The 15,530-nt window shown below is 50.5% G+C and carries 16 protein-coding genes; 9 read left to right on the top strand and 7 right to left on the bottom strand.

Annotated features, from left to right (window positions below; genetic code table 11):
• Positions 1-118 precede the first annotated feature (118 nt).
• Together dkgA and yqhD are read right to left on the bottom strand one after the other, a co-directional pair.
• Positions 119-946, bottom strand: coding sequence for a 2,5-didehydrogluconate reductase DkgA (gene dkgA, locus AC5JPW_RS23035; RefSeq protein ID WP_494243393.1), 828 nt, complete (start codon positions 944-946; stop codon positions 119-121).
• Positions 947-1,047: 101 nt separating this feature from the next.
• A complete protein-coding gene (yqhD, locus tag AC5JPW_RS23030; protein ID WP_494243392.1) occupies positions 1,048-2,211 on the bottom strand; it encodes an alcohol dehydrogenase in 1,164 nt (387 codons plus the stop codon).
• A gap of 195 nt (positions 2,212-2,406) precedes the next feature.
• Between yqhD and AC5JPW_RS23025 the strand changes: the two genes are divergently transcribed.
• A complete protein-coding gene (locus AC5JPW_RS23025; protein WP_494243391.1) occupies positions 2,407-3,306 on the top strand; it encodes an AraC family transcriptional regulator in 900 nt (299 codons plus the stop codon).
• Positions 3,307-3,342: 36 nt separating this feature from the next.
• Here AC5JPW_RS23025 and AC5JPW_RS23020 read toward each other — a convergent pair whose 3' ends face one another.
• Complete coding sequence (locus AC5JPW_RS23020; protein WP_494243390.1) at positions 3,343-4,002, bottom strand: DedA family protein; 660 nt, start codon at positions 4,000-4,002, stop codon at positions 3,343-3,345.
• 130 nt (positions 4,003-4,132) lie between these two features.
• Positions 4,133-5,320, bottom strand: a complete 1,188-nt coding sequence (gene metC / locus AC5JPW_RS23015; protein ID WP_494243389.1) for a cystathionine beta-lyase — start codon at positions 5,318-5,320, stop codon at positions 4,133-4,135.
• A gap of 251 nt (positions 5,321-5,571) precedes the next feature.
• Between metC and exbB the strand changes: the two genes are divergently transcribed.
• Together exbB and exbD are read left to right on the top strand one after the other, a co-directional pair.
• The gene (gene exbB, locus AC5JPW_RS23010; protein ID WP_494243388.1) at positions 5,572-6,306 is read left to right on the top strand and encodes a tol-pal system-associated acyl-CoA thioesterase; all 735 of its coding nucleotides are present in this window, start codon (positions 5,572-5,574) and stop codon (positions 6,304-6,306) included.
• A gap of 6 nt (positions 6,307-6,312) precedes the next feature.
• The gene (gene exbD, locus AC5JPW_RS23005) at positions 6,313-6,738 is read left to right on the top strand and encodes a TonB system transport protein ExbD (protein ID WP_494243387.1); all 426 of its coding nucleotides are present in this window, start codon (positions 6,313-6,315) and stop codon (positions 6,736-6,738) included.
• Positions 6,739-6,922: 184 nt separating this feature from the next.
• Here exbD and AC5JPW_RS23000 read toward each other — a convergent pair whose 3' ends face one another.
• Together AC5JPW_RS23000 and AC5JPW_RS22995 are read right to left on the bottom strand one after the other, a co-directional pair.
• Complete coding sequence (locus AC5JPW_RS23000) at positions 6,923-7,381, bottom strand: cytoplasmic protein (protein ID WP_494243386.1); 459 nt, start codon at positions 7,379-7,381, stop codon at positions 6,923-6,925.
• A gap of 1 nt (position 7,382) precedes the next feature.
• A complete protein-coding gene (locus tag AC5JPW_RS22995) occupies positions 7,383-7,787 on the bottom strand; it encodes a hypothetical protein (RefSeq protein ID WP_494243385.1) in 405 nt (134 codons plus the stop codon).
• Positions 7,788-7,890: 103 nt separating this feature from the next.
• On the opposite strand from AC5JPW_RS22995, the gene AC5JPW_RS22990 reads away from it, so the two are divergent.
• Both AC5JPW_RS22990 and AC5JPW_RS22985 read left to right on the top strand, forming a co-directional pair.
• Positions 7,891-8,397, top strand: a complete 507-nt coding sequence (locus AC5JPW_RS22990) for an ESA_00282 family adhesion-associated protein (RefSeq protein WP_494243384.1) — start codon at positions 7,891-7,893, stop codon at positions 8,395-8,397.
• A 103-nt stretch (positions 8,398-8,500) separates the two neighbouring features.
• Positions 8,501-8,995 carry a TIGR00645 family protein gene (locus tag AC5JPW_RS22985; protein WP_494243383.1) on the top strand — a complete coding sequence of 165 codons (495 nt, stop codon included), beginning with the start codon at positions 8,501-8,503 and terminating at the stop codon, positions 8,993-8,995.
• A 48-nt stretch (positions 8,996-9,043) separates the two neighbouring features.
• On the opposite strand, the gene AC5JPW_RS22980 is transcribed toward AC5JPW_RS22985, so the two are convergent.
• The gene (locus AC5JPW_RS22980) at positions 9,044-10,087 is read right to left on the bottom strand and encodes an aldo/keto reductase (protein WP_494243382.1); all 1,044 of its coding nucleotides are present in this window, start codon (positions 10,085-10,087) and stop codon (positions 9,044-9,046) included.
• Between the two features lie 161 nt (positions 10,088-10,248).
• Here AC5JPW_RS22980 and yghX point away from each other — a divergent pair, with 161 nt between their 5' ends.
• The 4 genes from yghX (at position 10,249) to hybO (ending at position 15,528) form a co-directional block, all read left to right on the top strand.
• Positions 10,249-11,148: a YghX family hydrolase gene (yghX, locus tag AC5JPW_RS22975; protein WP_494243381.1), complete on the top strand. Its 900-nt coding sequence runs from the start codon at positions 10,249-10,251 to the stop codon at positions 11,146-11,148.
• Between the two features lie 990 nt (positions 11,149-12,138).
• Positions 12,139-13,788, top strand: a complete 1,650-nt coding sequence (locus tag AC5JPW_RS22970; protein ID WP_494243380.1) for a methyl-accepting chemotaxis protein — start codon at positions 12,139-12,141, stop codon at positions 13,786-13,788.
• 64 nt (positions 13,789-13,852) lie between these two features.
• Entirely contained in the window at positions 13,853-14,140 is a 288-nt protein-coding gene (locus AC5JPW_RS22965) for a DUF2623 family protein (protein WP_494243379.1), read from the top strand.
• 269 nt (positions 14,141-14,409) lie between these two features.
• On the top strand, positions 14,410-15,528 hold the full coding sequence (hybO, locus tag AC5JPW_RS22960) for a hydrogenase 2 small subunit (protein ID WP_494243378.1): 1,119 nt from the start codon (positions 14,410-14,412) through the stop codon (positions 15,526-15,528).
• Positions 15,529-15,530: the final 2 nt, after the last annotated feature.

Below are 15,530 nucleotides of genomic sequence, written 5' to 3'. Positions count from 1 at the left end.
CAAATGTGAATAAATACACACTAAGTGAAGGGATAAATGGTTTCCTGAAATTTCTGACAGCGGGGCAATAAAAAGCCCGGCATGTGCGCCGGGCTGAGAGAGAGAGAATGGGGGGATGTTAGCCGCCGAACTGATCCGGGTCGGGGCCGAGGCGCTTGCCCTGGTCCAGTTTGGCAATGTCGCCCAACTCGTCTTTGTCCAGACGGAAGTCCCAGACGTCAAAGTTTTCGGCGATGCGCGATGGCGTGACCGATTTCGGAATCACCACCAGGCCGCTGTCGAGATGCCAGCGAATAACGATTTGCGCGGCGGTTTTGCCGTATTTATCCGCCAGATCACGAATAATCTTCTGATCAAAGACCCCTTCGCCACCCTGTGCCAGCGGGCTCCATGACTCGGTCTGGATTTTATGCGTAGCATTCCAGGCATGTAGCTGGCGCTGCTGGAGGAGCGGGTGCAGTTCAATCTGGTTGATAACCGGGGTGACGTTGGTTTCATCAATCAGTTTTTGCAGATGATGAATCTGGAAATTACAGACCCCAATGCTCTTCACCAGGCCCTGCTGTTGCAGCTCAATCATCCCTTTCCAGGCGTCGACATAATGATCAATAGCTGGTACTGGCCAGTGCATCAACCAGAGATCGATATAATCAAGCTGCAGCTTATCAAGGCTCTCCTGCAATGCTTCATGGGGACGTTTCTGGTCGTCATTCCACAATTTTGTGGTGATAAACAGTTCGTCACGTGGGACGCCTGCGCTTTTCAGCGCATCGCCAACACCGTCTTCATTTTTGTACGCGGTCGCGGTATCGATGGAGCGATAACCGACTTCCAGCGCTTTGTGAATGGCGGAAACCACTTCCTCATTACCCGCTTTCCACACGCCGAGACCCAGCTGTGGCATCAGGTTGCCATCAGCAAGTTTAATCACGGTTGGATGTGTCATGCATGCCTCCTCTATGAACTTACCGGGACGGATCCCGGTAAGGTTGTGTGCATTAAGTCTGGACGAAAAGTCCAAAAACGAAAGGCGAGGATGTAAAAAGCTTAGCGTGCTGCTTCGTAAATACGGCGGCTAACGTCCAGGGTAATGTCCTGATGTTCGCCAAGTTTTGTCATGCCGTGTTCTTCCAGTTTCGCCAGCAGAGCCGGGATGGAGCTGCCGTCGAGACCATAACCGGACAGACGCGTCGGCACGCCCATCTGCTCGAAGAAGCCGCGAGTCGCTTCGATAGCTGCATCGATACGTGCGTCTTCAGAGCCTTCGGTGATGTTCCACACGCGCTCAGCGTACTGCAGCAATTTGCCACGTTTGGTGTCGCGTTTTTCGTTCCACAGGGCAGGCAGGACGACTGCCAGTGTTTGGGCGTGATCCAGACCGTGCATCGCGGTCAGTTCGTGGCCCAGCATATGGGTTGCCCAGTCCTGCGGTACGCCTGCACCAATCAGACCGTTCAGCGCCTGAGTGGCGGCCCACATAACGTTGGCACGCACGTCGTAGTTTTCCGGTTCCTGCAGCGCTTTCGGGCCGTCTTCGATAAGCGTCAGCAGAATGCCTTCGGCGAAACGATCCTGAATTTTGCCATTCACCGGGTAGGTGACGTACTGCTCAACGGTATGTACAAAGGCATCCACCACACCGTTAGCGACCTGGCGCGGTGGCAGGGTGTAGGTGTAAACCGGGTCAAGTACGGCGAATACCGGTTGAACATGCTCGTTCATAAAGGCTTGTTTATCGCCGGTGGTTTTACGCGAGATAACCGCACCTTTGTTGGATTCAGAACCGGTGGCTGGCAGGGTGAGTACGGAACCCATCGGGATGGCGCTGGTAATGTTGCTGCCGTAGGTTTGCAGAATTTCCCACGGATCAACGCCGTCCGCGTAATGTGCCGCAGCAGCGATAAATTTGGTGCCATCCAGCACTGAACCTCCGCCGACGGCCAGCAGGAAGGTGATGTTCTCTTCTTTGGCGATTTTTACCGCGTTCATCAGCGTTTCGTAAGACGGGTTCGGTTCAATGCCGCTGAACTCACGGACATCCAGACCTTCCAGCGCGCTGTAAACCTGATCCAGAACGCCATTTTTCTTCACGCTGCCACCACCGTAAGTGATGAGAACGCGGGCATCAGCAGGAATCTGTTCGCGCAGATCGGCAATAGCGCCATTGCCAAACAGAATGCGGGTGGGGGTATGAAGATTAAAGTTGTTCATTGCTCGTTCCCTTATGTGGGTAAAAAAATCGGGGGGCGCAGAGAGCGACCTGATGGTGCACATTGTGGACAGCCTGAGCCATCCTCTCAATGCACATTCCTGCCGATGTCTTGCCCATTTCTACGCAGCACTGGAGAAAGTGGGTAAAACTGCGCACACTGTCAGCATTGGGAATGGTGCCTGGAGCGAGAAGAAATGAACCGCGAAGAGATTTGCTTACAGCTAACAGAACAGATTAACGATCTGAAAAATAATGAAAATATGTTAAGCGAGTTACTGCCTGATGTGCGCCTTCTGTACGGCACTCAGCCCGGAACGCGCACCCCAGTCATGTATCAGCCAGGCATCGTTTTTCTCTTTTCGGGGCATAAAATTGGCTACATCAATGAGCGGGTGTTTCGCTACGACACCAACGAATATTTGCTCCTGACAGTACCTTTACCCTTTGAATGTGAAACCTTCGCGACAGAAGCCGTTCCATTGGCGGGGATTCGTCTGAATGTCGATATTCTTCAGCTTCAGGAGTTGTTAATGGATATTGGTGAAGATGAGCTGTTTCACCCGTCCATGGCATCGAGCGGCATCAACTCTGCCACGCTATCAGATGAAATTCTTTGTGCGATTGAACGTCTGCTGGACGTGATGGACCGACCGTTGGATGCCCGAATTCTTGGCAAGCAAATCATTCGCGAGATCCTCTACCATGTGCTGCTCGGGCCGGGTGGCGGGGCGCTGCTGGCGCTGGTGAGTCGTCAAACCCATTTCAGCCTCATCAGCCGGGTGTTGAAGCGCATTGAAAGCCAGTACACGGAAAACCTGAGCGTAGATCAGCTGGCGTCAGAAGCGAACATGAGCGTCTCTGCTTTTCACCACAACTTCAAATCGGTCACCAGTACCTCGCCGCTGCAGTACCTCAAATCGTTCCGGTTGCATAAGGCGCGAATGCTGATGATCCACGACGGCATGAAAGCCAGCGCGGCGGCTATTCGTGTGGGGTATGAAAGCCCGTCTCAGTTTAGCCGAGAGTTTAAGCGCTATTTCGGCGTCACGCCGGGAGAGGATGCGGCGCGGATCCGCATGATGCAGGGGGCGTAATATTCCCTCTCCGAAGGGAGAGGGAAGGGAAGAAAATCAGGCGCTGCAGTACTTCTTCTTAATGACGACGGCGACCGTACCCACCAGGCCAGCAACCAGCAGGAACACCGGCAGGATCATCAGGAAGGTCATCACCTGGTCTTCATGACGTTTTACAAACGGGATCATGCTGATGGCATAGCCGATAGTGGTGATAATGCCGACCCACAGCAGGGCGCTCAGCCAGTTGAAAATCTGGAAGCGGCGGTTAGATAGCCCGGAGATACCCGCCATGGTTGGCAAGAGGGTGCGAATAAACGCCAGGAAACGACCCGCCAGCAGTGCCAGTAAACCGTGTCGGTCAAACATGCAGGTGGCGCGCTGGTGATATTTTTCCGGAAGCTGAGCCAGCCAGCTTTTGACCACACGTGTATTCCCCAGCCATCGCCCTTGCAGGTAGCTCAGCCAGCAACCCAGGCTCGCCGCCGAGGTGAGAATAAGCAGGGTAGAGATGTAATCCATACAGCCGCGGGCGATGAGTGCCCCCGCCAGCAAAAGCAGGCTGTCTCCTGGTAAAAAGGAGGCAGGAAGCAATCCATTTTCTAAAAAGAGAGTGGCAAACATCACGAAATAGACGACGCCAACAACGTGTGGATTCGCCAGCGCGGCAAAGTCGTGTTGCCAGAGCGCAGCGATAATGTCTTGAATTACAGCCATGGACTTTCCTGTGGTACCGCTTAGAAGAGGCTATTGTACGCGTTTATTGCCCGAAACACCTTGATCCCGGGCGCAATTAATACAGAGTATTCTGCTGGCGTAATCAGAATTTTAAACCAGCAGCCACAATCTACACGATACGCTGGAATCCTGCCGCTAAATCCTCAATTAAATCATTAACGTCCTCTAAACCGATATGCAGGCGAATAAGGGTTCCGCTGAAATCGACTTCCGCCTCAGGACGAATCGCCGCAATCTGTTCCGGCTGATTTGCCAGAATCAACGACTCAAAACCGCCCCAGGAGTAAGCCATCGCGAACAGCGAGAAGTTATCAAGGAAGTCGGTCATCTCTTTGTCAGTCAGGCGTTTGTTCAATATAAAGGAGAAGAGCCCGCTGCTGCCGTTAAAATCGCGCTTCCAGAACTCATGACCTTTGCTGCCTGGTAGAGCAGGGTGGTTAACACGAACCACCTGCGGATGGTCGGCCAGCCACTCGGCGACTTTGATACTGCTTTCATGATGCTGACGCAGACGTACGCCGAGTGTACGCAGACCTCGGCTGGTCATGTAGGCGGTGTCTGCATCGACCATTTGGCCCATCAGGTACGCATTTTCACGCAGTTGATCCCAACAGCGGGCGTTAGAAACCGCCGTGCCAATCATGCCGTCAGAGTGACCAATCAGGTATTTGGTGGCTGCCTGAATCGAAATATCAATATCGAACTCCAGCGCTTTAAACAGGATACCCGCCGCCCACGTATTGTCGATCATGATGATGGCATCCGGAGCTACGCTTCTGACTGCCGTAACAATAGCCGGGACGTCGTGGACTTCCATCGTGATGGAGCCTGGAGATTCGAGGAACACAATTTTGGTGTTGGGTTGGATAAGATCGGCGATGCCTGCGCCAATCAGCGGGTCGAACCAACTCGTCGTTACACCCAATTTCGAGAGGATTTTGGTACTGAAATCCTGAGTGGGTTCGTAAGCCGTGTTGGTGATGAGAATATGGTCGCCCTGTTCAACGAACGCCAGGATGGTATTGGCGACGGCAGCGGCCCCACAAGGGAAAAGTGCACAGCCCGCGCCACCTTCCAGTTCACACATAGCTTCCTGCAGCGAAAAATGGGTCAGGGTCCCACGGCGTCCATAGAACAGCTCGCCTTTGGCACGATTGCGGGTGGCATGCTTCTTTGCTTCAACGGTATCGAACACCAGTGAAGAGGCGCGCTGAATCACGCTGTTAACCGATCCTTGAGTGTATTTCTTGCTGCGCCCTGCATTCACCAGAGCGGTATCAATATGCTTCGCCGTCATGTTCGCCTAACCTGTTTTTATACGTCTGGATGTCCAGACTACCATGATTGATTAATGATGCACTGCTGACCCGGATATAAAGCATAAAATTTTCTGAATATTATCCATCGGGACTTTTTTACTGCGTAAGCGCAAAGAAAAAGAGGGGATATTCATGCAGTATGTAAATACTAATGAGAACTACTATCAATTCGACGTCGTTTTGATATTATTACGCTCAGATTTTGTGATATGCGTCCTGGAGATACACAGTGGGTAATAATTTGATGCAGACGGATCTTTCCGTTTGGGGTATGTATCAACATGCCGACATCGTCGTTAAGATTGTGATGATCGGGTTGATTCTGGCATCAGTAGTTACATGGGCCATTTTCTTTAGCAAAAGTGTGGAATTAATTGCGCAGAAGCGTCGCCTTAAGCGCGAACAGCAACTGCTCTCTGACGTTCGCTCTCTGGATCAAGCCAGTGATGTCTCTTCCTCCTTCCATGCCCGCAGCCTGAGTACCCTGTTAATTAACGAAGCGCAGAATGAGCTGGAGCTGTCTGCAGGTAGTGAAGATAACGAAGGTATCAAAGAACGTACTGGTTTCCGCCTTGAGCGTCGTGTTGCTGCCACCGGCCGCCATATGGGCCGCGGTAATGGCTACCTGGCGACCATCGGGGCGATTTCCCCGTTTGTGGGTCTGTTCGGTACCGTTTGGGGCATCATGAACAGCTTTATCGGTATTGCCCAGACGCAGACCACCAACCTTGCCGTTGTAGCGCCTGGTATCGCAGAAGCGCTGCTGGCTACCGCTATTGGTTTGATTGCTGCTATCCCGGCGGTTGTCATCTATAACATCTTTGCCCGCATGATTGGCAGCTATAAAGCCTCCCTGGGTGATGTTGCTGCACAGGTTCTGCTGTTGCAAAGCCGTGACCTGGATTTGGCTGCCAGTTCTTCTGCAAAGCCTGTCCACACCGCCCAGAAATTACGAGTAGGTTGATGCCCCATGGCAATGCGTCTTAATGAAGATCTGGACGATAATGGCGAAATGCACGAGATCAACGTTACGCCGTTTATCGACGTTATGTTGGTTCTGCTGATTATCTTTATGGTGGCGGCCCCGCTTGCCACGGTAGATGTGAAAGTGAATCTGCCGGCCTCTTCGAGTCAGCCGCAGCCACGTCCGGAAAAACCCGTTTATCTCTCTGTTAAAGCCGACAACACCATGTTTATCGGTAACGATCCTGTGACGGACGAGACAATGGTGAATGAGCTGAATGCCGTGACGGAAGGGAAGAAAGATACCACCATCTTCTTCCGCGCGGACAAGACCGTCGACTATGAAACCATGATGAAAGTGATGGATACGCTGCACCAGGCGGGCTATCTCAAAATTGGTCTGGTGGGCGAAGAAGTCGCTGCTGCGAAGTAATTTCCGCGTCGTTCAATATAAAAAAGGCTGGCCATGTTGCCAGCCTTTTTGTTTCTGTTCTTCCCGTCATTTTAATGCCGCAGTTTTAGTGGGGCTAAATAAGGGTTAAGTTTTATTTAATTTGGATGCACGAGGTTCTATGTCCGGGGGATTTGCAGGGGAATATGCAGACGGATGTGCGTAATTATTTCTTCGCAGAGGGGGCAGGAGATAATTCGTTATTGTTCACCGGTTGTTCGGCCTTTTCTTCCAGTGCGACAGTCGTCACCACCGCCGTGCGGTACTCTTCATCTGCGAGCTTACGGCTGATACGCAGCGTTGCAGTCTCTCTGGCGAGAATATACTGATAGTTGGCTTCCAGTCGGGCCATTATTTTTTCCAGCAGCTCAGGGCGAGATTCGATGATGGCGTTGATAGCCGCGCCGTATATCTCTTCCTTGACCTGAATGGCGTAGATCTCACGGCGGTTTTGCCATTTCAGGCGTACGAGTGCCGCAGGAATCGACACCAGCTCATGCGCAATTCGCTGGATGGTGGCATTCTTACTTTGAATTAATGATTCAATATTTTGCTTTAAGATAAATTCGTCACTTTTATGGCTATCTAAAACCAAATAAACGTCATTATCTTCAACCTCTTTCACGTCACTCATCCCCAAGTTTATAAAACAAAGGCATATCTTTCTCGCGGGTAATGAGATTAAGCCAAATTTCATTTCCTGCGTCATTAATCTCTTTGGTCTTATCAGCAATAATTTGACTTAATGCCTGAGAATCAATCTCTCCTTCAGCCTGCAAATCATTTAGCAGTCTGGCGAAGGTATCGATTTTAACCACGCGATATAATCGGTCTTTTATATGACGGTCGCGCTCTTCAAGTAACATATTCCGGGATTGCCCTGTACGCGTCACATTAGCTAATATGTCGTTAGCGTAATCAGAGAGCGTTCTTTTTCCCTGAGTTAAATTACTGTCTTTTTCTGCTTCATCGGATTCGGATTCTGCAGCGGAAATGTGAAAGCGAGCCGGGACCAGATTCTCGGGCAGCATTTCTAATATCCTTTAATATCAACAGGGTGGGGTAAGTCCGGGCGTGAGGTTCGTTGACAATATCATGGCGCACTTTTAAAATCAAAAAAAATGGAGCTTGCACATGAACAGTATTTTTTATTCTGTTGTTGCTTTATTGCTGTTGACTGGCGGCGTGCTTTTATTGATGCGTGATAACAATAAACAACCGTCAGGCGGTGAAAATCAATTGCCGTCACCGCAAAGTAATCCTTTATCAAAAGAGGAAGGTGAAGACCATTTCTCTATGCTGATGAATGCCATTACACCCGTTTGGTACTGGCGTGTTAACCATGAATATATCGATTTTCTCCATGCTACGATTAAACGAATGAACATGGCGGAGTTAAATAGTGTGCCTGGTTTATTCGAGGCGCAACGACGTTGTAGCGATCTCAATTCAGCTGTTTATAAGTATTACGACAATATAAAAAAGCGCTGTCTGAATGGTGAAAAAGTCCTGCATTCTGATCTGGATGTGCTCAACCTGCGTCAGTGTTTCCGGGAATTCAGTATGGAAGCGTACCCTGAGCTGGTGGTGTTGGTCTGGCCGGAGTACAAACGCCCGGAGGTCACTCCGACAGACGTGTAACTCGTGGGTTGGTAAATCGTTGTAATAGCGTTGGGACAGTGTTGCAATTTCACTGGTCCCCTGCGGTATACTGACCACTGGTTATGTAATCTGAAAGGACACTATGGAACGATTTCTTGAAAATGCAATGTATGCCTCGCGCTGGTTGCTCGCCCCGGTTTACTTTGGTCTGTCGCTTGCGTTGCTTGCTCTGACAGTTAAATTTTTTCAGGAGATTATTCACGTTCTGCCCAACATTTTTAACCTGGCAGAAGCTGACCTTATCCTGACGTTATTGTCTCTGGTGGACATGACGCTGGTAGGTGGGCTGCTGGTGATGGTGATGTTTTCGGGCTACGAGAACTTTGTCTCTCAACTTGATATCTCACCTGAAAAAGAGAAGTTGAGCTGGCTGGGGAAAATGGATGCCACCTCGCTTAAAAATAAAGTGGCGGCCTCAATCGTGGCCATCTCCTCCATCCACTTACTGCGCGTGTTTATGGATGCCAAAAACGTGCCGGATAACAAGTTGATGTGGTATGTGATTATCCATCTGACGTTTGTGCTGTCGGCGTTTGTGATGGGGTATCTGGATAAGCTGTCGCGGGATAAGCACTAAGAAGCGCGCGATAAGCACTAAGAAGAAGGGAGCCTTAGCTCCCTTTTTTTACTGCTTATCCGATGACGCCTGCCAAAGGTTAAGCTCCCCATCCGCTACATGCTTATCGATTTGCGCCAGTTCCTCTGCCGTAAAGGCCAGATTATTCAGCGCCAGCACATTCTCTTCCAGTTGCTCGGGACGAGAGGCACCAATCAACACCGACGTAACACGGTTATCTTTCAGCAGCCAACTCAACGCCATCTGTGCCATGGTTTGCCCGCGGGCGGTTGCCAATTCATTCAGTAACTTCAGGCTGCTCAGATTTTCTTCGGTCAGCATTTTTTCCGTCAAACCGCGAACCTTCTTGCCCTCTTTCTGCATCCTTGAACCTTCCGGAATCCCGTTGAGGTATTTGCCGGTCAGCAGCCCTTGCGCCAGTGGGGTAAAGGCGATACAGCCCACGCCGTTATCTTCCAGCGTATCCAGAAGCCCGGTTTTATCGACCCAGCGGTTAAGCAGGTTGTAAGAAGGCTGGTGAATCAGAAGAGGAACTTTCCACTCGCGCAGCAGTTCCACCATGGTCTGGGTACGCGGCGTGGAGTAGGAGGAGATGCCGACATACAGTGCTTTGCCACTCTGTACGGCTTGTGCCAGCGCTGCGGCGCTCTCTTCCATCGGCGTATTTTCATCGACACGATGGGAATAGAAGATATCGACGTAGTCCAGCCCCATGCGAGAGAGGCTCTGGTCCAGGCTGGCAAGTAAGTACTTACGTGAACCACCGGAACCGTAAGGGCCTGGCCACATGTCGTAACCCGCCTTGGTAGAGATGATCAGTTCATCACGGTACGGTGCGAAATCTTCACGCAGCAGGCGACCAAAGTTTTCTTCAGCACTACCTGGAGGCGGTCCGTAGTTGTTGGCTAAGTCAAAGTGAGTGATGCCTAAATCAAAGGCTTTACGCAGCAGGGCTCGCTGGGATTCGAGAGCGTGAACGTGACCAAAACTGTGCCACAATCCGAGTGAGAATGCGGGCAGGCGCAGACCACTTTTGCCGCAGTAACGATACTGCATCTGCTCATAGCGTGCAGGGTTAGCTAACCAGGGCATGATGTCTCCTTTCTTGTAGGTGTAAATTCGAAACAGCGTTTTTATTCTATCGTGTCATTCTCTTACAACAATACTTTGCAGTTATAGATGGGTGATTTTTTGGGCAAGAAGCGAACCCATATGCTTTGCTTACTAAGACTTAAATTCCAGGAGAAAACCGCATGACACGCCTGACAGCGAAAGACTTCCCGCAGGAACTGCTCGACTATTACGACCATTATGCGCACGGAAAAATGTCCAAACGTGAGTTTTTAAACCTGGCCGGAAAGTATGCCGCGGGTGGTATGACGGCGCTGGCGTTGTTCAATCTGATGAAGCCAAACTACGCACTGGCAACGCAGGTGGAATTCACCGATCCGGATATCCTCGCTGAATATATCACCTATCCCTCGCCCAATGGGCATGGGGAAGTCCGTGGCTATTTGGTTAAGCCGGCGAAGGCGACGGGAAAGGTGCCTGCCGTTGTGGTGGTACACGAAAACCGTGGGCTCAATCCATACATTGAAGATGTCGCGCGTCGTGTGGCCAAAGCCGGGTATATCGCTCTGGCACCGGATGGGCTCAGCTCGGTCGGTGGTTATCCGGGGAATGATGATGCCGGACGGGAACTTCAGCAAAAAGTGGATCCGACAAAATTGATGAACGATTTTTTTGCAGCCATTGAGTTTATGCAAACCCATCCGGCTGCAACGGGCAAAACCGGAATCACCGGGTTTTGCTACGGCGGCGGTGTGGCCAATGCGGCTGCGGTGGCGTATCCAGAGTTGGCCTGTGCCGTGCCGTTTTATGGTCGCCAGCCTCCGGCATCTGAAGTTGCACGAATTAAGGCACCTGTTCTGTTGCACTATGCCGAACTGGATACGCGTATCACCGAAGGCTGGCCTGCTTATGAAGAGGCGCTGAAAGCAAACAAGAAGGTTTATCAAGGGTGGGTTTACCTTGGGGTGAATCATGGCTTCCACAATGACTCCACGCCGCGTTACGACAAAGCCGCAGCGGAGCTGTCATGGGAGCGCACACTGACGTGGTTCAAAAAGTACCTGCACCAGGACGTTTCCTGACTAAGGGGAAACTCAGGCGTATAATTTTGGTATGTTACTGACAGTTTGGATTAATCATCTAACTTAACATGGTTTTTTATTGAATAATAAAATCACCGTATCATTATTGAAAATTGCGTCTGATGCATAAAGAAATAGCTAAGTCGTGTTCCTTGATCAATACATTGCAGATATTGCAAGGTAAGACATTTTTTGCCTGCGGGTTTCCTCTCTTTCTGCGAAAATTCTTAGACTCAAGTTGCCTGAACCAATAGAGAGCGAAACGTTTCTTTCGCGCACATATTTACCGCATATTGTCCTGGTAAATATGATGCTGGCATACTTCCGTCTGCGAATATTCCTGGTAAATGTAACTTCATTTATAAAGACCACCTCTGTAAGCCGCGCCAATTCTGGCTTCATCTCGATCCTCATTGCGATCCCTGGACAGAGGAAATTCTCGCGATCGCAGAGGGTTTCACGGGACTATTTAGGGCGAGTGAATGAGTGTTTAACCATGCTAAACATTTATATAAGTAAAAATTAAAGTGCCTGGTTTTAATTATTTGATGTTTGCTGTGATGTTTTTTTATTTGTTTTTAGAGGTCGTCTTATATTTGGTTTTTTATATTTTTAGTCTGCTTATTGTTCCCTTTTTTAATATTTACATTGAAGTTGTTGAGGCCTTTTTTGGTTTTATATAAAGTGTTTCTATAAAATAAACGTTTTTTAGTGTAATTGTGGGGTAAATAAAAATTACTAATAAGATAAGTGAGTTACGTATAGTTACATTGCGGTACTACCATCTTCCAGATGAATGATAATTTGATTTTGTTGTTTGCAAAATATCATCCTGACTGACGTTTCATCTCTTTAACAGAATGATTTCTTTCTGAGTGTTTTGTGATCAAATTTTTTACTTTGATCCATACAACTTCTCTAAATCTTGCCGATAACGGAAGTAAGTCTCACCTCAGGGTGAGAATGTACCTTCACTGCAAGGAAATAAATATGCGTATGCTTCAAAACTTTACTATCCGAATCGTCATGCTGGTGATCCTGGGCATTTTTGGCCTGCTGTGGTCCGGCGTCGGTTTGTATAGCGTTTTTTCACTTTCTAAAGTGGCCGAGGGCAATGAAGTCGATCGCCAGCTCGTGACACAGATGACATTACTCAGCCAGGGCAATGATCAGTACTTCCGTTTCGTCACGCGCTTGAGCCGTACGATGGAAACCAAAGCGGCGGGCGGTTCTGCTGATTTTGGTTCGGTTCAGCAAGCACTCGATACAATGTCGAAAAAGTTGACCGAATTTAAGGCGATTTCCCCAGGACCGATGGATCCTAAGATCTCGGAACAGATCATCAGTTCCTGGCAGGCGCTGCTTGAGCAGGGGGTGATCCCGCAAATGCAAGCGGCACAGCAAGGGTCGGTAGAAGCGTATCGTCAGCAGGCGAATAACGTGACGCCGGGCTTAAGCCGTGCATTTGGCACGGGGGCTGACAACTTTAATAAAGCGGCCAGCGACATGCTTGAACACACTCGTGTGATGGTCGACGGCCAGACGACGGTGACGCGCACCATTATTATTGCTGCGATGGTACTGGGGATCCTGATCCTGCTGTTTACGGATCGTTACCTGGTCACCATGCTGGTTCGTCCGTTGGATGCCATTCGTGATCACTTTACTAAAATGGCGCAGGGCGACCTTAGCCAGCCGATCCAGGATTTTGGTCGCAACTGCGTAGGGCGCGTTGTGCCTTTACTGCGTGCGATGCAGGACAGCTTGCGTGATGCGGTCAGTACCATTCGTCAGGGTAGCGACAACATCTGGCGTGGCGCGACTGAAATCTCCAGCGGCAATAACGACCTCTCTTCCCGTACTGAAGAGCAGGCTGCCGCGCTGGAAGAGACCGCCGCCAGCATGGAGCAGTTGACGGCAACCGTAAAACTGAACGCTGAAAACGCCAGCCAGGCAAGCGATCTGGCCGAAGTGGCTTCAACGACGGCAAGCAAAGGTGGCGCACTGGTTGATGAAGTGATCAGCACCATGGCAGGCATCTCTGACAGCTCGAAGAAAATTGCTGAAATCACTACCGTGATTAACAGCATCGCCTTCCAGACCAACATTCTTGCGCTTAACGCGGCGGTGGAAGCGGCGCGTGCAGGCGAACAAGGTCGTGGTTTTGCGGTGGTAGCAGGTGAAGTACGTAACCTGGCCAGTCGTAGTGCAGGTGCGGCCAAAGAGATTGAAACGCTGATTGCTGACTCAGTCACTCGCGTCAATAAAGGTGCGAAGCTGGTCAATGATACGGGCACCACGATGGAAGGTATTCTGCGTGCGGTAACCGAAGTGACGACCATCATGAAACAGATTGCGTCCGCTTCCGCTGAGCAGAGTAAAGGTATCTCCCAGGTCGGTGTCGCGATTTCTCAGATGGACAACGTGACCCAGCAGAACGCCACACTGGTGGAAGAAGTCTCCACCGCAGCGGCTGCCCTGGAACGCCAGACGGAAGAGTTGCAACGCTCTGTTCAACAGTTCCGTTTGTCGGCAGACGATCGGCAGACCATTGTTACTCCCGCTCCACTGAAATCTCCGGTGACGCGTTCTACGCCAAAAAGCACCACTGCTTCTTCGGATGAGTGGGTTGCCTTCTAAATAAGACTATCACCGCTCAAAATATCGCTATATAATTTTTTATATAGCGATTGAGGGCGGAAGAATGGAAAACCATTTTGGTAAAGGGTTAATGGCGGGGCTAAAAGCCACGCAGGCAGACAGCGCGAAAAGCGTCTCGCATTTCTGTGCTGACTACAAACGAGGATTTGTCCTCGGTTTTTCGCATCGGATGTTTGAGCGAACCGGGGACAGACAACTCAGCGCCTGGGAGGCAGGGGTACTGACTCGTCGTTACGGGCTGGATAAAGAGATGGTCATGGATTTCTTCCGCGAAAGTCATTCCAGCACCGTCGTGCGTTTCTTTATGGCGGGCTATCGGCAGGACAACTAACCGTACTCTTTACGCCACTCATACTTCCAAAATATTTATACAGTTTAAGATGATCAAGCCTGGGTTCCCTGGGGTTGATCGCTTCTCTGCACCTCTCTTCTCGTCACATCTTGCTGGAATTCACAATCTGTATATTGCACAACCATGCGGTGTCCGCTCAGGTACTTTCTCATTTCCACATTGAAAACATGGAAATGCCGAACAGGTTGCATTTTTGTGAATAAAAAACAGGCAAAATTAAACCCTGCTATAAACAGGGATAATAATAAATGTTCGGAGAAAGCACGCGAGTTACCTCTCACGGCATTAATCGCCGTGATTTCATGAAGCTTTGTACCGCACTGGCCGCCACTATGGGGCTGAGTAGCAATGCGGCAGCAGAAATTGCACAAGCCATTGGTCAAAAGCAGCGTCCTCCCGTTATCTGGATTGGTGCTCAGGAGTGTACCGGCTGTACGGAATCCCTCTTGCGTGCCACCCATCCTACTGTTGAAAATCTCCTGCTGGAGACCATTTCGCTGGAGTACCACGAAGTGCTTAGCGCCGCGTTTGGTCATCAGGTGGAAGAGAACAAGCACCACGCGCTGGAGAGATACAAAGGGCAGTATGTGCTGGTGGTTGACGGTTCTGTCCCACTCAAAGATGACGGCATTTATTGCATGGTGGCAGGTGAGCCGATTGTTAACCATATTCGCAAGGCCGCGGAAAATGCGGCGGCGATTATCGCCATTGGTTCCTGTGCGGCATGGGGTGGCGTCGCAGCAGCAGGCGTCAATCCCACCGGTGCGGTGGGTCTGCAAGAAGTCCTGCCGGGGAAAACGGTGATTAACATCCCGGGCTGCCCACCGAACCCGCATAACTTCCTCGCCACGGTGGCCCATATCATTACCTTCGGTAAACCACCGAAACTCGATGCGAAAAATCGTCCACTGTTTGCCTATGGCCGTTTGATTCACGAACACTGCGAACGTCGTCCCCATTTTGACGCCGGGCGCTTTGCTAAAGAATTTGGCGATGACGGCCATCGCGAAGGCTGGTGTCTTTACCACCTTGGCTGTAAAGGACCTGAAACCTGGGGCAATTGCTCAACCCTGCAGTTTTGCGATGTGGGCGGTGTCTGGCCGGTTGCCATCGGTCATCCCTGTTACGGCTGCAATGAAGAGGGCATTGGTTTTCACAAGGGCATTCATCAACTCGCTCATATTGAAAACCCCACGCCGCCTGTCGATAAACCCCCGGTGAACGGCACTGAGGGGGGCACTGTATCGGCTTCTGCGGTCGGCCTGCTGGGCGGTGTCGTGGGTCTCATGGCCGGGGTCGGGGCGATGACGGTGCGCGAGCTGGGATGCCAGCAAAAGAAAAACAAGACTGACTCACAAGGAGAGTGACG

This window comes from Phytobacter sp. (assembly GCF_059074235.1).
The sequence above is the reverse complement of the archived record's forward strand: the minus strand, read 5'-3'. Positions and strand labels throughout refer to the sequence as shown.